Here is a 21,470-nt window from a genome sequence, read left to right as displayed (position 1 = left end):
GCGTGTTTCGAGCGATACTTAAGAACACCCGAGTACTCGACGGCAGGGCCTTCATTGGGATGGGCCTCCTTGGTGTGGCCATGAGCTTTCCAAATCGCCCCGATGTTTATGATGCCCTCATATTGATGGTTTCGCTCGTCCTCTATGTTGCCTATGCCTTCGCAATAAACAACTGTTTCGACGCCGATACGGATTCCTTCAATCCAGCAAAGAGGCACAAGAACCCTGTGGCTAGCGGAGAGCTGAGCTTCCGCGCTGGGGTGATTTCGTCCCTCTCGATAATCCTTCCGGGAATCCTGCTCTCATACTCCCTCGGATTGGGTGAGTTCGCAATATATCTGGCTATGGTCGTCCTGGCAACGGTTTACTCCGCCCCACCGAGGCTGAAGGCCCGTCCGATAATCGACGTGATCTCCCACGGGGTATTCTTCGGGGCGCTGCCCTTCCTCTACGGGGCTTACTTCGACGGTCTCCTCACGCGAGGGGAGATGGCCATAACTGCCGCGGTGCTCCTCTACTCCTTTGCCCTAGAGCTGAGAAACCACCTGGAGGATTACGAGAGCGACCTTAAGGCTGGTTTAAAGACGACCCCAATAGTCCTTGGCAGGGAGACCTCGGAAATCCTGGTGGTGGCCTTTTCGGGCCTTTCCCTGGTCCTACTGCTTGCTTCCTTCAACTTCGCTCTGGGGGCGCTTGGAGTGGCTGTCTATAGCATCAGGGGCAACTACCGACTGATGGACGCTGGAATCGTCGCACTGCTCATTACCCACTTGCTCGGGGCGGTGGTGTGAATGAGGATCGCTCTCGTCAGCGACTGGTATTACCCAAAAGTCGGTGGCGTCGCGAGCCACATGCATCACCTCGCCATCCATCTCAGGGAACGCGGCCATGAGGTCGCCATCGTAACTAACGACCTCGAAACCGGGAAGGAGGAGGAACTAAACCGCTTTGGCATAGAACTCGTTAAGGTTCCCGGGATGATAAGTCCAATCTTGGGAATAAACATGACCTACAGCCTTGCCTCGAGCAGGGAGTTGGGGGAGTTCCTTGGGGATTACGATGTCATACACTCCCATCATGCCTTCACGCCTCTCGCTCTGAAGGCCGTCAAAGCTGGCAGAACCCTCGGGAAGGCCACGCTCCTGACGACCCACAGCATATCCTTCTCCCACGAGTCGAGGCTCTGGGAAGCGCTCGGACTGACGATTCCCGTCTTCAGTAGGTACCTGCGCTATCCCCACGAGATAATAGCCGTCAGCAAGGCTGCGGAGGCGTTCATCAAACACTTCACGGACGTCCCCGTGAGGGTCATTCCAAACGGGGTGGACGATGAGATCTTTAAGCCCTTGAGTAAAACGGAAAGAGAGCGCCTCAAGGACGAACTCGGTATCGAGGGAAAGGTCGTCCTGTACGTCAGCAGGATGAGCTACCGCAAGGGCCCGCAGGTTCTCCTCAACGCGTTCTCCGGAATAGAAGATGCCACCCTTGTCATGGTTGGCTCGGGCGAGATGCTCCCCTTCCTGAAGGCGCAGGCTAAGTTCCTAAAGGTGGAGGACAGGGTGCGCTTCCTCGGCTATGTGGAAAGCTCTCTCCTTCCGAAGCTCTTCGGCATGGCAGATGTCTTTGTCCTCCCGTCCATTACAGCTGAAGCTTTCGGCATAGTAATTCTTGAGGCGATGGCGTCAGGCATTCCCGTTGTCGCGACGGACGTTGGGGGAATCCCCGAGATAATTAAGGAGAGTGAGAGTGGACTCCTCGTTCCGCCAGGCAATGAGCTTTCGCTTAGACGGGCAATTCAAAAGCTCCTTAACGACGAAGAACTGCGCAAGTGGTTTGGAACCAACGGAAGGAAAGCCGTGGAGACCCGTTACTCGTGGAAGAGAGTCACCGTAGCGATAGAAAAGGCTTATGAGGATGCACTCCTTATGGGATAAGGGGATAATTATGAGGATGGAAGAACTCACCTGGCCTGATTTTGAGGAAGCCAAGAAGTCAATAGACACGGTTCTTATTCCCGTTGGGAGTGTGGAAGCCCACGGCAGGCATTTGCCGCTTGGTACCGACGTTTTTGCCCCCCTGGAGCTCTGCAGGCGCGTGGAGAAGAGAGTGAGAAAAGCGGGGAAGGACGTTCTAATAGCGCCGCCGATATGGTACGGCCATACATTCGTCCTGAACGTTTATCCTGGGACCATCGACGTTAGGGCCGATGCATTCAAAGCCTACGTTAGGGAAGTCATCTCGGAGTTCGTCGAGGAGGGCTTCAAGAGGGTAGTCCTCATGAACGGCCATGGGGGCAACGTTTATCCGCTCGTTGAGGCCGCCGAGGAAGTTGCGGAGAGCTATCCGAACGCCGAGATATGGCTCATAAACTGGTGGATCGACTTCAGGGAGGACATACTCAGCATATGCTCTAGCCAGGGTCATGCAGGCCAGGACGAAACGTCGGTGATACTCGCCATAAGGCCGGAACTCGTGAAGATGGACAAAGCAGTCGGCGAGAAAAGGACGAGCAGGGTTAGGGTCATCAGGAAGGACATAGGGAGGGAACTGTTCCCGGATGGGGTCAACGACGACCCTGGGTCGGCGACGAGGGAGAACGGCGAGGCAATACTTGGTGTAATCAGCGAAAAGATCGCCCGGTTGCTCTTGGGTGAAGTGTGATGGGAAAAGAGAAAGTTCTGGAAGAGCTGGACAGGCGTATAAAGAGACTTGAGGCCGAGATAGAGTTTGCCGAGGAGAGGCTCCGCTACCTTGAGGAGATAGGAGCACCCTCGAAGTACAAGGCACTTAAAAGGAGAGACTACTCCGTTTACTACACCATCTTCATGGGTGTCTGGATGCTCGTCGGCCTGCTCGCCCTCATGAGCATCAAGGACCGCCTCCCGGGGGTAATAAACATACCCCTGCTTCCATACCTTTTCATAGCCCTCTCGATCATTCTCATCCCCATCCTCTACCTAATGTGGAGCAAAAATCAGGAAGTCGGAACTCCGATGGACGAGTTTGAGGAAAGAGAGCGGCTCGCTCGGACGATAATCGCATCCTTCTATCGTCCACTCAGGAAGGCCATTGAGGAGGACGACAAAGAGGCCATGAAGAACCTCGCCGAGGAGCTCCTCCGGAATCCTGTCCTTGCAGGGGCCATTGAGAGAATGAACGAGGGTGACCCTAAGCTCATGGCTTACGCCCTCTACCTGTACGCTTCCTACACCGAGGGCCTTGAGGACGAAGTGAAGGGGACCATAAGCCGGCTCCACAACAAGCCCCTCAGGGCTCTCCTCGAGACCCTCATCGAGACCTAAAGGTTATAACCCATGCCGTCTCTCTTTTTATCGGTGAGACAGTTGAGATTCGAGGTTCTGGGCAAGGACGATATGAACGCCCTCTCAAGGGAGCTGAGCAGGGCTGGGATAATGAACCGAACTCTGGAGGAGGTTTCGCCCGAGATAGCGCACTACGTGGTCATAAACGGCACGTACGCCGAGATTATAGAGAAGGCCGAGGGTATAGAACCCCTCGAGGAAAGCCTGGAGGAGCTCAAGGCGGCTTTCGACGACCTAATGAGCAACTGGGAGGTAAACCAGGGAAGGACACTTGAGGAGCTCTTTGATGAGTCTGACCTGGGTAAGCTGCTTGTTGTTACGTCCCTCATTGAAGTCGGTGCTGTCATGGAAGAAGACGGAAGGCTCGTTCTCATGGAGAAGCCGAGGCTCGAGGGACTGCCCATTGAGCTGCGCTTCCCGATAGATGAGATCGAAGAGTATCTGGAAGAGCTGGAGGAGCGCTTTGAGACGAGCATGGTGACAGAGTTCACGCTGGAGAAGCACTACTATGTAGAAGTCATGGAGGTTGACAGGGAGCTCGTCGAGGCCGCGCTGGAGATAGCTGAGGAGTACGCAACGGAGGAAAGCATTGTCGAGGCCATGTTTGAGGGAATTGCTCGTTCGGTTTTGGCGGATGTTATCCTCGAGCTGGCTGAGAAGTACAGGAAGAAGAACGAGCTCATCGAGGCCCTGCTCGAGAGGGAGCCAATAGTGGTTGAGGGCAAGCGCGAGAGGGTTAACATATACTTCGACGAAGAAGCCATAGAGGACTTCCTGAAGGAGCTCCAAACGCTGGGCTACCTCAAGGTCAAGGGCAACAGGATCTGGATTTGAACTTCCTTTTTCTTCCAAATTTTGATTGGGTGTGCATGGCAACGGGAAATAGTGCTCAATGAAGCGAGCGGGATAAAGCTTAAAAATTCATTCTCCTACCTACGGCGGGGGTGGAGGAGATGGCGGTGCTGAAGGCCATCAAGTTCAAGGACAGGGACGGAGAGCTCTACTTCCGCTGCCCCAGGTGTGGAATGGTCTTCCGCAGGAGCAAGGACTACGTGAGGCACATCAACAAGGCCCACGGCCACCTCTTTAAGAAGGCTTGATCCCTCCCACTTTTTCTGAGGGATGAAGAAAAGCTAAGGGTCTGAACCGTGATGAGCGGTTCGGGCTTGCTGACCGTTATTCCCTAATCACTATGTCTTTTGTCAGCTTGACTATGAATGTCTTGCCCACCTTTTCCCTCGTGACGAGTTGCTTCTTCTCCAGCTCCTGGATTATCCTGCTTATGGTCGGTCTGGAATAGCCCGTCAGTTCGGGCAGCTCCTCCTGTTTTATAACGCCTCCCCTGTCGAGTATCGCCTTGACGACTATGCGCTCCTTCTCCGTGAGCACCTCTATCGGGACCCTGTTGGCGGCCCAGCGCTTCTTGGCGTAGTAGAGCGAAACCGGCACCGCGACGGCTAGAGACAGCAGCACCGCGGCGATTACCATGATCCAGTTGGTTCCTTCCTCTTCGGGTTTGGGTACGGTTATCTCTATGTCCTCTTTGAGCCAATACGTTTGGTAGCCCAATGCCTCTATCTTCGTCTGCACGTCCTTTGACATGCCCGCTCCCACTAGGATGACCAGCTCCGGCTTCAGCTTCTTGATAGCATCGGCCGTTGAGTCTGAGAGGGCATCCTCCTGCGTGAGGAGCAGAGGGTAGTTGTAGTTCATTGCCCATCTAGCCGCTGCCAAAGCCGAACCATAGTCGCTGGAGCTGGCCACGACGACGGTCTCCGCGCCGTTGGGGTAGAAATGTAGGGCTAACTTTGCGGCAGTTTCGGTTCTAACGGCTCCACCTATTCTCTCGACTACGAAGCCTATGTTCAGTAGCTCGTCCTGAACATCGTTGCTTACCGCCTGGGAGTCCCCTATGATAAGCACGTGGTTCCAGCCGGACTGGGCATAGGACTGGAGCTGGGCCAACGTTCCCGGATCGAGTTCCTTCGGATCAACGGGCAGAATAGGGACACCGAGCATCTTGGCGTACGGCCACGCCACGATGTAATCTATCAAATCATCGTTCCTCACGATTATCAGGTCGTATTTCGGGGTCTCCTCCTGAGCGGCGGAGAGGGAAAGCATGAGGGGCGAAACCATGAACAGGATGAGCACCAAGACAAGGGCCCTTTTAACCATTTTATCACCTGAAAAAAGAGTAGGGGAAGCTCCTTAAAAGGTTTTTCAAAGCTCCAGGCTCTCGCCGGGTTTGAGTATTACGACCTCTGCCTTATCTCCGACGAGCCTCTTGAACTCCTCAGGGTCTTTGGCAATCGGCGGCCAGGTGTTGTAGTGCATCGGAACGACCTTCTTCGGCTTGAGGAACTCGACGGCCTTGGCTGCTTCCCTCGGCCCCATCGTGAAGTGGCCGCCTATTGGGAGAAGTGCCAAATCAATCGGCCCGTAGAGCTCTGCGAGCAGCTCCATGTCCCTGAACACGAAGGTGTCGCCGGCGTGGTAGATTTTAACACCATCGAGCTCGATGATGTAACCACAGGCGTTTCCAATGCTGTACTTGCCGTCGCTGCTGGAGTGCCAGGCCGGAACCTGAACGATTTTCACGCCATCAATCTCGGTCGGGCCGTAGTTCATGCCTATGGTCGTTATCCCCTTGTTGTTCTCCATGAGGTAGGTGGCTATGTCGTACATCGCCACTATCTTAGCGCCGGTTCTTTGGGCTATCAATACGGCATCGCCAATGTGGTCGCCGTGGGCGTGGGTAACTAGGACCAGGTCGGCTTCAAGCTCCTCGGGCTTTACCGCCGCGGCCGGGTTGCCCGTCAAGAAGGGGTCGATGAGAATCCTCTTGCTCCCCACTATCTCGAAAGCTGCATGGCCCAGAAACCTCACCTTCACCATATCATCACCCCTAGCGGATATAATAACCAAAGCTCACTTAAATCTTTCGACTCTTGAGGAATTGGTTAATAATGGTCTTTTTAGCTCATGGGAGCTTTACTTATTCTCTTCCATGTTCATATTTGCCTTACTGCCCGTTTTGAGAAAGCTTATATAGAATTCCACCGAGTTAGGCTCGGTGATCCTGATGACGTTTGATTACTTCTTCAAACCCAAGGCCATAGCCGTGATCGGAGCTTCTAACGATCCTCTCAAGCTCGGCTACGAAGTCTTCAAGAATCTCAAAGGGTACCAGGACGGCAAGGTCTACCCGGTGAACGTCAAGGACGAGATCGTTCAGGGAGTCAAGGCCTACAGGAACGTCAAGGACATTCCGGACGACGTGGAGCTAGCGGTTATCGTTGTCCCCAAGAAGTTCGTCAAGCAAACGATAATCGACTGCGGCGAGAAGGGCGTCAAGGGAATAGTACTCATCACCGCGGGCTTCGGCGAGACCGGCGAGGAAGGAAAGAAAGAGGAGCGTGAGCTCGTCGAGATTGCCCACAGGTACGGAATGAGAATAGTTGGCCCCAACTGCGTCGGAATAATGAACACCCACAACGGCATGAACGCCACCTTCGTGACCAATGCTAAGAAGGGCGACATAGCCTTTATCAGCCAGAGCGGAGCTTTGGGGGCTGGAATCATCTACAAGACCATCAAGGAGGGCATCGGCTTTTCTAAGTTCGTCAGCATAGGTAATATGGCCGACATTGATTTCGCCGAATTCATGGAGTACTTAGCCGACGACCCTGAGAGCAAGGCGATAGCGCTTTACATCGAGGGGCTCAGGGATGGTAGGAAGTTCATGGAGGTTGCAAAGCGGGTAACAAAGAAGAAGCCCGTCATAGTCCTCAAAGCCGGAAAGAGCGAGAGCGGAGCGAGGGCAGCTTCAAGTCATACTGGCTCTCTGGCGGGCTCCTACAAGATTTACGAGGCCGCCTTCAAGCAGAGCGGCATAATCGTTGCCGAAACCATCGACGACATGCTCAGCATGGCTCGTGCCTTCACCCAGCCCCTGCCTAAGGGCAAGCGTGTCGCCATAATGACCAATGCTGGCGGCCCTGGAGTTCTTACGGCCGACGAGATTGACAAGCGCGGATTAAAGCTGGCTAACCTCGAGGAGAAGACGATAGAGGAGCTCCGTTCCTTCCTGCCGCCGATGGCAGCAGTGAAGAATCCAGTCGATATGATAGCGAGCGCCCGCGGCGAGGACTACTACAGAACGGCAAAGGCCCTCCTCGAGGACCCGAACGTTGACATGCTCATAGCGATATGCGTCGTCCCGACCTTCGCGGGAATGACGCCAACTGAGCACGCTGAAGGCGTTGTCAGGGCCGTGAAGGAGGTAAACAACGGCAAGCCGGTCTTGGCGCTCTTCATGGCGGGATACATAAGTGAGCCGGCTAAGGAAGTTCTCGAAAAGGCCGGCATTCCGAGCTATGAGAGACCTGAGGATGCTGCATCTGCCGCTTATGCCCTCGTGGAGTTTGCAAAGGACGTTGGAGTTTTAAAGAAGGAATGAGGTGATTTTGGATGGCGAAGGTTACTGACATAGTGTTGTGGGACAAGCCGGGGGAGAGGGTTCTCCTCCTCGGCAATCAGGCCATAGCCAGAGGTGCCCTCGAGGCCAACATAGCGGTTTTTGCCGCCTATCCAGGAACGCCGAGCTCTGAGCTGACTGATACGATGGCAATGGTTGCCAAGAAGGCTGGAGTTTACATGGAGTACTCTACCAACGAGAAAGTGGCTTTTGAGACTGCTTTGAGCGCCGCCTGGGCTGGATTGAGGGCCATGACGGCAATGAAGCACGTTGGCTTGAACGTCGCTGCCGACACCTTCATGAGCGCCGTTGGAATGGGCGTTGAGGGCGGCTTCGTCATAATGGTCGCCGACGACCCGAGCATGTGGTCTTCACAGAACGAGCAGGACACGCGCGTTTATGCTAAGTTCGCGAACGTCCCCGTTCTCGAGCCGATTTCGCCGCATGAAGCCAAGGAGATGACGAAGTACGCCTTCGAGCTGAGTGAGAAGTTCAAGCACTTCGTCATCCTCAGAACCACCACGAGGAGCTCCCACGCTAGGGGCGACGTAGTTCTCGGTGAGCTCCCGGAGGAAATAAAGACCGGCAAGAGGAAGTTCGGTGAGTTCAAGAAGGACCCGAGCAGGTTCGTCGATGTTCCCTCCAACGCGAGGCGCTTCCATCCGCAGATACTCGAGAAGATAGAGAAGATAAGAGAGGAGCTCGACAACTGCCCATTCAACTGGATTGAGGGCAAAGAGGACGCCAAGGTCGGTATCATCGCTCCGGGTTTGAGCTACGCCTACGTCAAGGAAGCTCTGGCATGGCTCGGCATCGAAGACGTCAAGATACTCAAGCTAGGAACCCCGTTCCCGGTTCCATACGGACTTCTCGAGAAGTTCTTCGACGGCCTTGAGAAGGTTCTCATCGTTGAGGAGCTCGAACCGGTGGTTGAGGAGCAGGTCAAGACCTGGGCCTTCGATAGGGACATCAGGATTCCGATACACGGCAAGGACATCGTTCCGAGGATCTACGAGATGACCACGAGGAGAGCTGTCGAGGCCATAGCGAAGTTCCTCGGCCTTGAAACCCCAATAGACTTTGCCGAGCTCGACGAGAAGTATAAGAAAGTTAGCGAGATGGTTCCGCCGAGGCCGCCAAGCCTCTGTCCTGCCTGTCCGCACAGGAACACCTTCTACGCCATCAAGAAGGCCGCAACGCCCAGGGCCATATTCCCGAGCGACATCGGCTGTTACACCCTCGGTGTTCTCCCGCCGCTCAAGGCTGTCGATACAACCGTTGCGATGGGCGGTTCGATAGGAGTTGCCCACGGTCTCAGCATAGCCCTCAACGGCTCCGTCGCCGAGGACGAGCACAAGGAGGGCAAGGAGAAGAAGGTTATCGTGGCAACCATCGGAGACTCGACCTTCTTCCACACGGGACTTCCAGCTTTGGCGAACGCCATCTACAACCGCTCCAACGTCGTCATAGTCGTCGTCGACAACCTCGTCACGGCAATGACCGGTGACCAGCCGAACCCGGGAACCGGCGACACACCGCACGGACCAGGCAAGCAGATTATGATTGAGGAAGTTGCAAAGGCCCTTGGAGCGGACTTCGTTGCGGTCGTTGATCCCTACGACATAAAGGCCACCACCGAGACCATCAAGAAGGCCCTCCAGGTAGAGGGTGTGAGCGTCGTCGTTTCGAGAAGGGTCTGTGCCCTCCACAGGATCGGCGAGCTCAGGAAGGCACGCATACAGTGGCCGCTCTACCAGGTCAACGAGGAGAAGTGTACCGGCTGTAAGGTCTGTATCAACGCCTACGGCTGTCCAGCAATCTACTGGGATGCCGAGAAGAAGAAGGCAAAGGTCGACCCGCTCATGTGCTGGGGCTGCGGTGGATGTGCGCAGGTCTGTCCGTTTGATGCCTTTGAGAAGGTCAGGGAGGGAGAGCTATGAGGGAGTACAACATCGTTATCACCGGAGTTGGCGGCCAGGGAATCCTTACGGCCGCAAACCTTCTCGGCTGGGCCGCCCTCCGTGCCGGCTACAAAGTGAGAGTTGGTGAGGTTCACGGAATGAGCCAGCGCTTCGGTAGCGTTATCGCTTACGTCCGCTTCGGCGAAGACGTTTACGGTGCGATGGTTCCGGAAGGAAAAGCTGACGTCATACTCTCCTTCGAGCCTGTCGAGGCTCTGCGCTACATCAACTACCTCAAGAAGGGTGGACTCGTCTTCACCAACGCGAGGCCGATCCCGCCGGTTCAGGTCTCCATGGGCCTCGCCAAGTATCCAAGCTTAGAGGAGATAAAGAAGGTCGTCGAGGAGGACTTCGAGGCCAAGTTCATGGCCTTTGACGCCGAAGAGCTCGCCATGAAGGCCGGCAACGTCATCACCACGAACGTCGTCCTCATTGGAGCACTCACGCAGACCCCAGGCTTCCCGCTTGACGCCGAGCACGTCAAGGAGGTCATCAGGGTTAGTGTTCCACCGAAGGCTGTCGACGTCAACATGAAGGCCTTCGACCTCGGAGTCCAGGCGGCAAAAGAGATGCTTGGGCTCTGAGTCTTCCTTTTAAATTTCCCACCACTCTTTTTGTATCTCGATTATTTTCTCCACAGTTTTGAGGGTTTCGTAGCTTGGATGAACGGTCTCTTCAGTTTCCATCCCGCTTAAGTGGCCCTCAATGAAAGCTGGCAGGCCCTTCCTCAGTCCAACGTCGTAGCCGCCCTCGAGGATTACCGCGAGGGAGTACTTGGAAAGCGTTGAGCCAGCATAGCGGAAGAACCTCTCCGTAAGTCTCAACGTCGTGAGGTGCTCCCCGAGGAAGCCATCAAAGCCCGCAGAGATGAGGATGACCTTTGGATCGAGGTTCTCGACTATGGGTACAACTATCTCCCTCCATACGAAGATGTAGTCGTCGTCCCGTGAGTAGTGCGGCATGGGTATGTTTACTTTGGTTCCTTTTGCATCTCTGCCGCCGACCTCATGTTCGTGGCCGCTCCAGGGGTAGATGTCTGTCTCGTGGATATCGATGTGAATCACGTTTGGGTCGTTCCAGAAAATCTCCTGTGTCCCGTTGCCGTGGTGGGCGTCGAAGTCGATGATTACCGCCTTTCCGTCGAGGGCTTCAACGAGCTTAGCCGCTCCAGCTATGTTGTTGAATATGCAGAAGCCAAGCGTCGGGGCGTTGAAGGCTTTTCCATTCCTGCCAGAGTGATGGCCGGGCGGCCTGACAAGGGCGAGGTAGAGGCCTTTTCGCTCCATCGCCGAAAGCGCGGCCTCGCGGGAAGCCCCAAAGGCCTTTAATGCCGCGTTCCAGGTGCCCGGAGAAACGTAGGTGTCGGGGTCGAGGTTTCCGGAGCTTTTACTCAGCTCCCTTACCCTCTCCACGTAGGGCCTCTCGTGAACCCCAAGGAGGTCGTTAAGGGTGGCTTCCTCCGGCTCCCTGACGTTCTTCCAAAGGTCGTTGGCTTTTAGGCCCTCTATAGCGTAGTCCAGCCTGCTCGGGTTCTCGGGGTGGTATTCCTCAGGTCTGTGCTCCCTGAAGAGGGGAGAGTATAAAACTTCGTAAGCGGGCAAGGCCCGCGCCCTCCAAAGGGATCACCACTCATCCTCTTCCTCGATGAGCCCGTACTTCTCGAGCTCCCTTAGGAGCTTTCTCACGGCTTCCCAGGCGTCGTGCTCGCTCTTCGCGCCGGAGCAGACTATCTTTCCTGATGAGAAGAGCAGTATAACGGCCCTTGGCTCCTTAACGCGGTAGATAACGCCCGGGAACTGCTCTGGTTCATACTCACAGTTGGGCAGGCTCAAAGCAACCGCATCGAGGTTGAACTCCATGCCGATATCGCCGCTGAATACCATGTTCTGGATGTCTATCTGTGGCGCGCGCTGGAACTTGGCCCCTATGCGCTTGAGCATCTGGATGAGCTTGTTGACTGCCCTCTCGATGTCTTCGACGCTCTTTGCACCGGTGACGACGAGCTTGCCCGAGCTGAATATCAGAAGGGCCACCTTCGGCTCATCGAAGCGACATATAATACCCGGGAACTCCTCGGGGTTGTACTTGGAGTTGGGGCATATTTCGATGACTTTCTCGAGGTTGAGCTGCGTGAACAAATCCACAGAAGCGACAATGTTCTCGATCCTGAGCTTTACATTGCTCATGTCTACCAAGGCTTACACCTCCGGATGGTGGGTTTAAAAACCCTTTATAAATGAACGCTCGAAGTTTTTAAAGGTTTAGGTCATGAAAATGTCAAAACCCCAAAAATTGAACGTGGAAGAAAAGGAAGGGAAATCAGAGGTAGGCCTCCACGAGCAGCCTTCCGGCCTCCGTGAGGCTCTTCTCTCCGAGGAAGCCCAGTGCCCTCAGTACCGTTAGGGCCTTCTTGATTTCCTCCTCGCTGAGGCTGAGGTGCTTCCTTATCACGTCTACCTCATCCTGCTTGTAGTCCTTAACCTCTCCCTTCTCCTTCCATATCCTGTTGAAGACCTCGAGGTTCTCGTAGATCACGCGGAGCACGTTGTAGGTCGTTGGCGTAATTCCAAACTTCGTGGCGATGACTTCTTGAACCTTGGCGTTCTCAATGGCCGTCTTGACCTTCTCGCCGAGCTCGGTGAGCTTGACCATGCCGTTCTGGAGCTCGACGATGAAGCCCTTTGCCTCGGCCTCTCCAATGGCCCTTACGATGTCCCTCTCGTCCCCGCCGACGTAGTCCCTCACGAGCTCCACCAGCTCACTCCTTGAGATGTACTTCCTCTTCGGCGTCTTGAGGAGTATGGCGGCATCGTACTTGGTTAAGTATGGCTTCCTCTTTATCTCCCTGCTCATCCTGAGGTAGAACCTGCCCTTATCGGTGATTCCGTTCCTTATCAGGCCCTCCTCCTTGGCCTTGAGCACCCACTCGGCTATTGGGACATCACCGCTCTCGGCGTAGGTGAGGGCCTTCATTCCGTCTGCAGTTACGACGCCGAACTCCTTAGCATTCCTGCCCCAGTCGGTAAGCCAGTAGGTGTCCTTGTTCTTCACGAGCTTTCTCTCGATGAGCTCCTTTGACTCGAGGATGTGAAGCACCGCTCCGAGGTCCTCTACTTTGGCGAGCTTCTCTATCTCCCTGTACGTTGGCAGGATTTCTGGGTTGGTCTTGTATTTCTCTTCTATCTCAGCTATAGCCTCGAGAACCTTGAGCTCGTCTGCCAGCAGGTATATTGGAAGGATCCTCTCCTCTTCCCTGCCTATGGCCTCGTAGGTTTCCATCATGGCTTTTCCAAACTCTGTGATGCCCTTCTCATCGGTGAAGCCCTGGGCATCGCTGGCCGCGCTCCTCTTGCCCGCCTTGAGGGCCTCGAAGTCCTCCTTCCTCAGGGTTATCGCGCCCGTGAAGACGGGTACCATGCTGGCGGCCTTGAGCGCGAGCCTCGCCGCGGGGGTGGCGACGAAGGCCTTCCCCTTCTCGGTGGCGGGCGAAATCTTGAGAAGCCTCATCGCCTGAAGGGCGTTAGTGATGTTGTCTCCGTAGAGCCTGGCGTTCTTGTAGTTCACCAGCTCGTCCAGGGTTCCTATCTTGGGCATTCCGCGGAGGAAGGAGACTATCTCGGGCGTGAGGTAAACGACCGGGTGGGTCTCACGGTATATCTTCAGGAGCTCCCTTCCAAGCTCGTTAACACCGTTCTCGTCAGCCAGCTGCCTCTCCCTGAGGAGCTCCATCCACTCCTCGGGAACCTCTCCGGTCTCGACGGCCAGCTCGAGTATCTTGATTATCTCGCTATCGGCAAAGACGTCGGGCAGTTTTTCAACGTCAAGCTTTTCGACGAGCTCAAGCATCCTCTTTCCTGCCTCGGTGAACCTTATTTTACCCCCCTCAAGCTCGACGAAGCCGAGGATGTAGAGCTCAACAGCTCTTATCTGGAACTCTTCTGGGAGTTTCGCCTCTATTTCGGCCCCGCTCTCGGTGTTCTTCATCTCCTTCAGAATCTCGAGGTGCCTCCTTTTCAGAAACATCCCCCATCCCTCCCCTGCCTTTTCGGACTTTTTTATTACCCACATTTTTTTAAAACTTTCGGTAACTAAAAATGGAGAAGACTTAAAAAGACCACTGATAAGTTGGTGGTGGTGAGAGCATGCTAAACACTATAGTATTGGTGAGAACCGACAACTTCCAGAAGGCCAGCGTAGCACTGGCCGACCTCGTCCGCTACGGCGGTATGCGGATAAGGGGAGACCCGAGGATAATACCCCCCGCGCTCTCTGACTGGGCATTTGAGAAGATCTCCGGAGAGAAGCCAAGGAAGAAGTTCAAAGCTCACGTGGTGGCTCAGATAGACCTCCCCCCAGCGAAGGCTATAGGCAGGCTTATGGACATCCATCCGCCCGCTCACATTCTCGTGATACCTCCGGATACAGAGGTTCACAGGGAGCTCCTCAGGCTCTGGGGAACCTTTGAGAAGCTCCGCGGCTTCCACCCACCAAAGAGAACTAAGGGCGAGGAGAGGGCCAAGAGAAAGGAAGAGGACTTTGAAGAGTTTTAATGAACCTCCAGTTCCCTTTCTTCTCGCGTTTGTTGGGTCATCGTCAAGCGTCGCAGTTACTTCTTCCTCTTCCTGATCCTGATGTTCGCTATATCGCCAAGGGTTGGCTCGTAGTCCTTGGGTATAGTTGCCTTCTCCTTGGGGACTTCCTCGACGCGCTCGATGAGGGTTATCTTGAAGTACTTCTCCAGCTTCTTGGCCTCCTTTATCGTCGGCTCGCGGTAGCCGTGGGCTATGGCCTTTAGATCCTTCATCGAGAGGCCGATCTCGTGCGAAAGCTCCTCGTAGCTCTTTCCGCTTCTCTGTATCGCCTGGTAAACTCTCTCCGCATAGTCCTCGACGATGTCCTCCGTGTAGAGGGGCCTCTCCGTCCTTGGCTTGGGAGCCGGCTTTGGCCTGGGCCTCGCGTATGGCCTCCTTGGCTCTCTTCCGGTGGGCATCACGCTGAAGGTTCCGGGCTTTTTACGCCCGTATTTCTCGTAACAGCGGTCGCAGACGAGGAGCTCGGCTCCCTCGACCCGTATCGTGTGACCCGGACCCCTGATGGTGGCACCGCAGATTTCACATATCTTGGGCTTTGCCTTCCCCATATCAATCACCTTTTGGCTCCACTTGAAGCTTGGAGCTATCTTTTATAAACCCCTCGCCGTAGTCCTAGTTTGATGAGTGAGGTAAGGATAGAGAAGCTGCAAAAACTCGACCAGGAAATTCTTGAGAGGCTCATCGAGATATACATGAGTGGCTATGAGAATATGCGCGAGTACGGCGGCGAGGGCGAGAGCTACGCCAAGCGCTATCTGAGATGGTGCTGGAACAAGGCCAAGGACGGCTTCTTCGTGGCGAAGCTTGGGGATGAAATAGTGGGCTTCATAGTCTGCGATAACGACTGGTACAGCAAGTACGAGGGGAGGGTCGTCGGTGCAGTACACGAGTTTGTGGTGGACAAACGTTTCCAGGGGCACGGGATAGGCCACAAGCTCATGGAGAAGTGCTTGGAATACCTGAGCAAATACAACAACAGGATAGAGCTCTGGGTGGGGGAGAAGAACGAAGGTGCCATTAAATTCTACGAGAGCTACGGTTTCAGGAAAGTTGGACAGAGCGGGATATGGGTCAGGATGGTAAAGGATCTCCGAAAGGATGATAAAGAGCGGAAAGATAGTTAGTTTGTTGGGTGGATGCTATGCCTTGCATAGATCCACCAAGTCCCGAGAAGGTGAGGAAGTTGAACGAGGAACTTAGAGAAGAGAGTTTTATAAGGGAAGGAAAGGGCAGGCTGAAGGTGACGATAGAGAGCAGTGGAGAGACCCTTGAAACGACGATGAGCGGCTCTTTAAAGAGCGTTGGAGAGATAGCGAAGATGCTTGGAGTTGAGGCAAAGGGCGGGAAAATAGAGGCCGTCGTAGATGGCGTTAAGGTCAAGATGGAGCGCGGGAAGCTTGAGCTGGAGTTCGAGAATGGAGATAGGATGAGGATAGAGAAGGCTTGAATCTCGTTTCTCAATTTCCTTTGTTGGACTGGTTTTCTCTTAAACTTCCCTCAAGGATCACCAGGGAAAAAGGAAGTGGAAAAGAACTCGGATCATTTCACTGGCGGCCTGAACTTGTAGCCGTAGAGGATTATTCCGTCCTCCTCGAACTCCCTTATCTTCTTGGTGACGACTTCAACTTCCATGCCGAAGTCTATCTCCTCTGGATCAACGTCCGTGAGCTGGGCCAGAACTATCGGCCCCTCCTCGAGCTCTATGAGGGCGAGGGGATAGGGCTTGTAGTATTCAAAGCCACTGGGCGGATTTCTAACGAGGGTCCAGCTTAGCACTTTGCCCTTTCCGCTCAGTTCTACCTCTTCGATCTCCCTGCTGCCGCAGACTGGGCAGATTGGCCTCTTTGGGAAGTGGACATGACCGTTCTCGCACTTTCCACCGATGAGCCTGTACTTCTCGCGGAAGTGCCTCCAGTAACGGGAAACCTGCATTGGCCTAGACATTTCAGACCCTCCTCAAAACGGTAACCGTTATGTTCGAGCCGGTTCCACCTATGTTCTGGGTCAGGCCCACCTCAGCGTCTGGAACCTGGTTCGGAGCCTCACCGCGGAGCTGGAGCACTGCCTCAACCGTCTGGTAGACGCCAGTCGCTCCAACTGGATGGCCCCTGGCCTTGAGTCCGCCCATGGTCTGTATTGGATAGTCGGCATCGATGGCGATCTGACCTTCTCTGGCGAGCTTCGCACCCTCTCCCTTCTTCGCTACTCCGAGGGCCTCGAGGCTGAGTGCGGCCATGATGGTGAACGCGTCGTGGATCTCGAAGAAGTCGATGTCCTTTGGCTCAACGCCAGCCATCTTGTAGGCCCTTTCGGCGGCAACCTTTGCCGCTTTGAGCGTGAGTAAGTCTTCCCTGTTGGCGAGGTTGATTGTGTCGATGGCCCTTCCCATTCCCGCCACTTCTACCCACTTCTCCTTTGGAACACCGAGCTCCTTGGCCTTCTCTGGAGTTGTGATTATCACCGCCGCGGCACCGTCACAGACCGGGGAAGCATCGAATAGCTTGAGCGGATCAGCGATGTAGGGGCTCTTTAAGACTGTCTCAAGCTTTATCGGCCTCTTGAACATCGCGTAGGGGTTCTTTGCTCCGTTGGTGTGGGCATTTACCGCGAAAAGAGCCAGGTCCTCCTCGGTGTAGCCGTAGGTCTTCATGTAGTAGCGCATCACGAGCGCGTTGAGCGCCACGAAGCTCGCCCCGTGGAAGAGCTCCCACTCAGCATCGGCGGCGTAGGCGAGGTAACGCGTGGCATCGTTCGGCCAGGCATCGGTCATTTTCTCGACGCCGACTACGGCCACGACGTCCTCGAGGCCGCTCAGGACAGCTTTAACTCCCTCCTGAACCGCGGCACCGCCGCTGGCACAGGCAGCTTCGATCTTTACTGCCGGGATGTTTCCTAAGCCAGCCCAGTCGGCTATGAGCGAACCGAGGTTCTCCTGCTCGACGAATGGGCCTGAAATCATGTTTCCGACGTAAAGGGAATCAACCTTGTCTATTCCAGCATCGTCCATCGCGTTGAGAACGGCCTCGACGGCCAGGTCGCGGAGGGCGAGCTTCCAGTGCTCACCAACCGGGGTCATGCCTGCACCGATTATGACGGCTTTCCTCATCTCAACCACCTCACATTATGTACTTCCTTCTCGCCTTCGCGTAGAGGGCGTAGTCGATGTACTTCTTCCTGTTCACGTAGTCCATGGTCTTTGGAGCGAGGTCGCGCTTCTCCTCTATGGCATCCTGTACGACGATGCTGAAGGCATCGCTTCCTGCTCCAGAACCGAAGGAGACCCACAGTATTCTGTCGCCGGGCTTGGCGATGTCGAGAACGGCAGAAACGCCCACCATGGTCGCACCGCTGTAGGTGTTTCCTATGATTCCGGTGAGCAGTCCGGGGAGTATCTTCTCCTTGGGGATTCCAAGAATCTTGCCGACGGTGAGCGGGAACTTGACGTTGGGCTGGTGGAAGACGGCATAGTCGAAGTCGTTGACGGTTAAACCGAGCTCCTCCATCAGGGTCTTGGCGGCGTTGACTATGTGGTGGAAGTATGCCGGCTCTCCGGTGAACCTGTTTCCGTGCCTCGGGTAGTGTTCGTGCTGCCTCCTCCAGAAGTCAGGAGTGTCTGTGACGTATGAGTAGCTGCCCTCGAAGTAGGCAACGGTCTCGCTGCTCTTCTCGCCAACGATGAAGGCGGCTCCACCGGCTCCAGCAGTGAATTCGAGGTGGTCGCCGGGCCTTCCCTGGGCAGTGTCCGCTCCGATGGCCATAGCGTAGTCGGCCATTCCTGAGCCGACAAAACCGATGGCGGTCTGAAGTGCCTCGGTTCCAGCCTTACAGGCAAACTCGAAGTCGGCGGTGCTCACATCTGGAGTTGCACCGATGGCTTCAGCTATTACAGTCCCGGTGGGCTTAACGGCGTAGGGCTTGGACTCCGAGCCAAACCACACCGCCCTGATGAGCTTGGGGTCTATTCCCGCCCTCTTGAGGGCGTTGCGAGCGGCCTCAATTCCTATGGTGAGCGCATCCTCGTCAAGACCTGGAACGGCTTTCTCCTCGATCGGGAAGCTCGAAACTCCCCAGACCCTTCCGATCTCTTCGGCTTTGATTCTATACCTCGGAACGTAGGCACCATAGCCGACGATACCGACGTCCTTGATGGGCTTCAAGAGCTTTCTCATGCGGCATCACCTACAAAAGTTGAACGTAACTCCGCCTAAGGTTGAGGTGGGCCTTATAAAAGTCTTTCGGTGAAAGTGAAAGGCTTTTTCGACGATTGGCGATACCCGGTGAAGCTCATCTGAATTCAACCGAGTCTCTAAGTGACAAGACTTTCAGAAAATGTTGTTGTTTCTGGGATACTGCCGATCCCTTTAATCTCTATTTTCCTTCGCTTTATCTCTCACCTTTATTGCCTTCTCTCTTATGCTGTCATCCATTATCGCATCCACGACTTCATCAATGTTGTCAAAAGCAAGGTAGTACCTTTTCCCGTTTGTATCCTCTATGAGCATCCCTGAATCCGAGATAGCGTATGAGATAACCTCCCCATACCGGCCCGTGTATCTCCCCAGCCTGTACCTGCCGAATCCAAGCCCGTTGGTTCTCACTTCGAGCACTTCCCGGCAATCCCTGACGCTGAAGTCCCTCACTCTGATGCGGGTGCTTCCTCTCTTTGTCTCTATCACAAGGGCCACTTTGCCGTTTTCGTGCCTCACGACCACTTTCCTGGGAACGTATTCATCCAGATACCGCTTTATCATCACTGCCACAAAGGACACCGTCAGGAGAATCGGGGTCAGCACGACCAAAAGGGGCACCAGTGAGCTGTCCGCCATCCCAACCCCCTGATTATCCGGCCCTCAAAATTAAAGACAAAGATGCCCAGAACCCGTGAAGCCTAAGGCTTCCTGACCACGAAGAGTGCGTGGTCCTTCTCGTAGGGCTCGAGCGAAAGCCTCTCGACGACCTCGAAGTAGGTCGCAAGCTCCTTCTCGACCTCCTTAAAGACCTGCTCGGGCTCTTTGGTAACGTCTATGCTCCTGCTCTTGACGGATATCATGGCATAGCCACCGCTTCTGAGATAGACCTTGGCGTTGTCGATGAGTATCTTTGCCTGCGTAGGCTGAGCCACGTCCTCAAAGATGACGTCCACCTGGGGAACCAGCGCGCGGTATTCCTCTGGCTTCGTTGCGTCACCGAGAATGGGAACGATGTTCCTCCTCTCTTCGACGATTGGTACAAGCTCCCTGAGAACCCTCGGAGAGAACTCCACGCCGAAGACCCTGCCCTCCCAGCCGACGATGTCGCTGACGTGGGAAGCAGTGGTTCCGCTCGCAACGCCCAGGTAGAGGACGCTTGATCCGGGCTTAATCGGGAAGTGCTTGAGGCCGTTCAGTATGGCCGCGCCGAGCTTCGAGCGCCTCGGGTTCCAGACCCTGTATTCTTCTCCCTCGAACTTTATCAGCCTCTCGCCGTAGACCTTCTGGCCAGGGACGAGGTTCTTGGTGGCTATCTTCTCGCTCCCGTCCTCATCGATGAAGACGTAAACGCCCGGGAACTTGTGCTTCTTAATCTTCATTCAAATCACCTCTTACCGCCCTTCTTTTTCTTCTTTCCACCCTTGCCGGGCTTCTCGCCTTTTCCACCCTTAGCCTTTTTCTTCTCCTTTCCTCTGAACTTCTCCTTGCCCTTCTTTTTGAACTTCTTGCCCTTCTCTTTCTTTTCAGGCTTCTTGGCCTTCCTCTTGGGCGGGTTCGGGTACTTCTCCTTGATCTCCTTAATCCTCGTCTCTATCTCCTGTTTGAGCTCCTCGGCTATGTATTCGCCTGAGAAGTAATCAACGCGCGCTGCTATGGCCAGCTTTCCAGCAAGGGCCCTCGCTATCTTACCCCTCTGCCACCACGGCGAGCGGTTTATGGCTGGATACTGAAAGATGACACCGTGCTTGGGCGGCTTGGCACCGCTCCTTAGGTGTCTGAAGAGGGCCTTCTCTGCACCGAGCACCTGTATGGTTGAAGCCGGCATCATGGCAAGCTCCCTTAGGCCTCCCGCAAGGCTGATGAGCCTGGCTCCGAGCTTCGCTCCGACGAGGGCCTTGAGGTTTGGCGCGACGTCGTCCATGGCCCTCTCGAGGTAGTCCTCTATCTCGGCGCGGAGCCTGTAGAGCCTGTCTATCTCCTCGGCGAAGTCCTTCACGACCTTGAGGTCGGTCTCGTCCATCTGCGCTCCCATGGTGGTCTCTTTGGCCTTGAGTATCTTCTCTATCTTGCCCTCGCTCAGTCCGAGCTCTTCGAGCCTCTCCCTCGTTGCGTTGTCCCTGTGTCCGATTGCCTTCACGAAGGCGACGTACTGCTGGTGCTTCGGCAGGAGCTCGTCGAGCTCGGGGAAGTGCAGGCTGTACCACTCCCTAAGCCTCGAAACGAGCAGATTGACGACCTTGTCTATATCATCCAAGGCCTCGATGGCCTGGATTATCATCTTGTCTCTTGCTCCGCTCTGCTCCTGTATCCTCATCCTGGTGAGGGCGACGCCAACGGTGAAGTACTCCTCAAACCAGTCCTTTCCGAGAAACTCTTCCGGGCTTTCACGGAGCTTCTTGCCGGCCAGGTTGGGGAACTCGCTCACTGCGTTGTAGCCAAGATCCTTGAGCTTTCTGCTCAGCTCCGCATCCTCGACCACGAACTCGTCGTAGCCTTGGCTTTTGAGCTCCTCGAGAAATGAGAGCAATTCCTCACTCGGCTCGCCCTTCAGGAGTTTGTCCAGGCTCGCCTCTGGTCTTCCCGAAAAGACCTTCTGCCCAATGAGGTCACCGCTCTCGTCAAAGGCGTAGATGCCCCTGACGTTCTCGGCCAGATACGCTTTCATCATCATCACCCTCTCAGTTTTTGTCCTGGGAGTATAAAAGGGTTAGGCGTTTTAAACCCTTGCGTGTGTTCGTTCGGTATTAACCTTTGTGGGGATGCGCCGGACATTTGAGAAATCTGACTGGTCCAGGTTTTAAAGGGGCATTAATCTACATCACACGAGGTTATATATGTGCAATGGTCTGACGTTCGTACTAGTATAACTTGATTTTATCTAGAGTTTCACTTCGAGTAATAGAAAGGGTTAAATAATCCAGTGG

General features: G+C 54.9%; 24 protein-coding genes. 12 read left to right on the top strand and 12 right to left on the bottom strand.

The genetic code is table 11. From position 1 onward, the window contains the following. The first annotated feature begins 2 nt into the window (after nt 1-2). The 6 genes from E3E23_RS04770 to E3E23_RS04745 all read left to right on the top strand — a co-directional run bounded on the left by E3E23_RS04770 (nt 3) and on the right by E3E23_RS04745 (nt 4,423). Complete coding sequence (locus tag E3E23_RS04770; RefSeq protein WP_167906835.1) at nt 3-791, top strand: UbiA family prenyltransferase; 789 nt, start codon at nt 3-5, stop codon at nt 789-791. Continuing rightward, nucleotides 792-1,934, top strand: coding sequence for a glycosyltransferase family 4 protein (locus E3E23_RS04765; RefSeq protein WP_167906833.1), 1,143 nt, complete (start codon nt 792-794; stop codon nt 1,932-1,934). Nucleotides 1,935-1,944: 10 nt separating this feature from the next. Continuing rightward, entirely contained in the window at nt 1,945-2,661 is a 717-nt protein-coding gene (locus tag E3E23_RS04760) for a creatininase family protein (RefSeq protein WP_167906831.1), read from the top strand. Next, the gene (locus E3E23_RS04755) at nt 2,661-3,302 is read left to right on the top strand and encodes a hypothetical protein (RefSeq protein WP_167906829.1); all 642 of its coding nucleotides are present in this window, start codon (nt 2,661-2,663) and stop codon (nt 3,300-3,302) included. The genes E3E23_RS04760 and E3E23_RS04755 overlap by 1 nt, the downstream gene beginning before the upstream one ends. Nucleotides 3,303-3,344: 42 nt before the next feature. Further along, entirely contained in the window at nt 3,345-4,157 is an 813-nt protein-coding gene (locus E3E23_RS04750; protein WP_167907444.1) for a hypothetical protein, read from the top strand. 119 nt (nt 4,158-4,276) lie between these two features. Beyond that, nucleotides 4,277-4,423 carry a C2H2-type zinc finger protein gene (locus tag E3E23_RS04745; protein ID WP_167907442.1) on the top strand — a complete coding sequence of 49 codons (147 nt, stop codon included), beginning with the start codon at nt 4,277-4,279 and terminating at the stop codon, nt 4,421-4,423. Nucleotides 4,424-4,499: 76 nt separating this feature from the next. Here E3E23_RS04745 and E3E23_RS04740 read toward each other — a convergent pair whose 3' ends face one another. Both E3E23_RS04740 and E3E23_RS04735 read right to left on the bottom strand, forming a co-directional pair. Next, nucleotides 4,500-5,501: a cell wall-binding repeat-containing protein gene (locus E3E23_RS04740; RefSeq protein WP_167906827.1), complete on the bottom strand. Its 1,002-nt coding sequence runs from the start codon at nt 5,499-5,501 to the stop codon at nt 4,500-4,502. 45 nt (nt 5,502-5,546) lie between these two features. After that, on the bottom strand, nt 5,547-6,221 hold the full coding sequence (locus tag E3E23_RS04735; RefSeq protein ID WP_167906825.1) for a metal-dependent hydrolase: 675 nt from the start codon (nt 6,219-6,221) through the stop codon (nt 5,547-5,549). A 187-nt stretch (nt 6,222-6,408) separates the two neighbouring features. On the opposite strand from E3E23_RS04735, the gene acs reads away from it, so the two are divergent. From acs to E3E23_RS04720, 3 genes are read left to right on the top strand one after another with little or no spacing between them, the layout of a single operon-like run. Further along, nucleotides 6,409-7,785, top strand: a complete 1,377-nt coding sequence (acs, locus tag E3E23_RS04730) for an acetate--CoA ligase alpha subunit (protein ID WP_167907440.1) — start codon at nt 6,409-6,411, stop codon at nt 7,783-7,785. A gap of 11 nt (nt 7,786-7,796) precedes the next feature. Beyond that, entirely contained in the window at nt 7,797-9,743 is a 1,947-nt protein-coding gene (iorA, locus tag E3E23_RS04725; RefSeq protein ID WP_167906823.1) for an indolepyruvate ferredoxin oxidoreductase subunit alpha, read from the top strand. Further along, complete coding sequence (locus E3E23_RS04720) at nt 9,740-10,348, top strand: indolepyruvate oxidoreductase subunit beta (RefSeq protein WP_167906821.1); 609 nt, start codon at nt 9,740-9,742, stop codon at nt 10,346-10,348. Before iorA ends, E3E23_RS04720 begins: the two co-directional genes overlap by 4 nt. A gap of 9 nt (nt 10,349-10,357) precedes the next feature. Here the strand turns inward: E3E23_RS04720 and E3E23_RS04715 are convergent, their stop codons facing one another. The 3 genes from E3E23_RS04715 to E3E23_RS04705 form a co-directional block, all read right to left on the bottom strand. Then, nucleotides 10,358-11,365 carry a histone deacetylase family protein gene (locus E3E23_RS04715; RefSeq protein WP_167906819.1) on the bottom strand — a complete coding sequence of 336 codons (1,008 nt, stop codon included), beginning with the start codon at nt 11,363-11,365 and terminating at the stop codon, nt 10,358-10,360. 21 nt (nt 11,366-11,386) lie between these two features. Next, complete coding sequence (locus E3E23_RS04710; protein ID WP_167906818.1) at nt 11,387-11,959, bottom strand: TATA-box-binding protein; 573 nt, start codon at nt 11,957-11,959, stop codon at nt 11,387-11,389. Between the two features lie 124 nt (nt 11,960-12,083). Continuing rightward, the gene (locus tag E3E23_RS04705; protein WP_240920744.1) at nt 12,084-13,832 is read right to left on the bottom strand and encodes a DUF505 family protein; all 1,749 of its coding nucleotides are present in this window, start codon (nt 13,830-13,832) and stop codon (nt 12,084-12,086) included. Between the two features lie 74 nt (nt 13,833-13,906). Between E3E23_RS04705 and E3E23_RS04700 the strand changes: the two genes are divergently transcribed. Continuing rightward, a complete protein-coding gene (locus tag E3E23_RS04700) occupies nt 13,907-14,314 on the top strand; it encodes a DUF356 domain-containing protein (protein WP_167906817.1) in 408 nt (135 codons plus the stop codon). Between the two features lie 56 nt (nt 14,315-14,370). On the opposite strand, the gene E3E23_RS04695 is transcribed toward E3E23_RS04700, so the two are convergent. Further along, the gene (locus tag E3E23_RS04695) at nt 14,371-14,904 is read right to left on the bottom strand and encodes a multiprotein bridging factor aMBF1 (protein WP_167906816.1); all 534 of its coding nucleotides are present in this window, start codon (nt 14,902-14,904) and stop codon (nt 14,371-14,373) included. Nucleotides 14,905-14,976: 72 nt separating this feature from the next. Here E3E23_RS04695 and E3E23_RS04690 point away from each other — a divergent pair, with 72 nt between their 5' ends. Together E3E23_RS04690 and E3E23_RS04685 are read left to right on the top strand one after the other, a co-directional pair. Next, on the top strand, nt 14,977-15,480 hold the full coding sequence (locus E3E23_RS04690; protein ID WP_167906815.1) for a GNAT family N-acetyltransferase: 504 nt from the start codon (nt 14,977-14,979) through the stop codon (nt 15,478-15,480). 17 nt (nt 15,481-15,497) lie between these two features. Beyond that, nucleotides 15,498-15,803: a hypothetical protein gene (locus E3E23_RS04685; RefSeq protein WP_167906814.1), complete on the top strand. Its 306-nt coding sequence runs from the start codon at nt 15,498-15,500 to the stop codon at nt 15,801-15,803. Between the two features lie 92 nt (nt 15,804-15,895). Here E3E23_RS04685 and E3E23_RS04680 read toward each other — a convergent pair whose 3' ends face one another. The 6 genes from E3E23_RS04680 to E3E23_RS04655 all read right to left on the bottom strand — a co-directional run bounded on the left by E3E23_RS04680 (nt 15,896) and on the right by E3E23_RS04655 (nt 21,211). Then, on the bottom strand, nt 15,896-16,300 hold the full coding sequence (locus tag E3E23_RS04680) for a Zn-ribbon domain-containing OB-fold protein (protein ID WP_167906813.1): 405 nt from the start codon (nt 16,298-16,300) through the stop codon (nt 15,896-15,898). A 1-nt stretch (nt 16,301) separates the two neighbouring features. After that, entirely contained in the window at nt 16,302-17,462 is a 1,161-nt protein-coding gene (locus E3E23_RS04675) for a thiolase domain-containing protein (protein WP_167906812.1), read from the bottom strand. Nucleotides 17,463-17,472: 10 nt separating this feature from the next. Next, a complete protein-coding gene (locus E3E23_RS04670) occupies nt 17,473-18,525 on the bottom strand; it encodes a hydroxymethylglutaryl-CoA synthase (RefSeq protein WP_167906811.1) in 1,053 nt (350 codons plus the stop codon). 192 nt (nt 18,526-18,717) lie between these two features. Continuing rightward, nucleotides 18,718-19,182: a hypothetical protein gene (locus E3E23_RS04665; protein WP_167906810.1), complete on the bottom strand. Its 465-nt coding sequence runs from the start codon at nt 19,180-19,182 to the stop codon at nt 18,718-18,720. Between the two features lie 62 nt (nt 19,183-19,244). Continuing rightward, nucleotides 19,245-19,925 carry a fibrillarin-like rRNA/tRNA 2'-O-methyltransferase gene (locus tag E3E23_RS04660; RefSeq protein WP_167906808.1) on the bottom strand — a complete coding sequence of 227 codons (681 nt, stop codon included), beginning with the start codon at nt 19,923-19,925 and terminating at the stop codon, nt 19,245-19,247. Between the two features lie 5 nt (nt 19,926-19,930). Beyond that, entirely contained in the window at nt 19,931-21,211 is a 1,281-nt protein-coding gene (locus E3E23_RS04655) for a C/D box methylation guide ribonucleoprotein complex aNOP56 subunit (protein ID WP_167907436.1), read from the bottom strand. Between the last annotated feature and the right edge of the window lie 259 nt (nt 21,212-21,470).

The organism is Thermococcus sp. CX2, from assembly GCF_012027555.1.
Taxonomy (GTDB): Archaea; Methanobacteriota_B; Thermococci; order Thermococcales; family Thermococcaceae; genus Thermococcus.
Note: the sequence above shows the minus strand (reverse complement) of the source record. Positions and strands in the feature narration are given on the sequence as shown.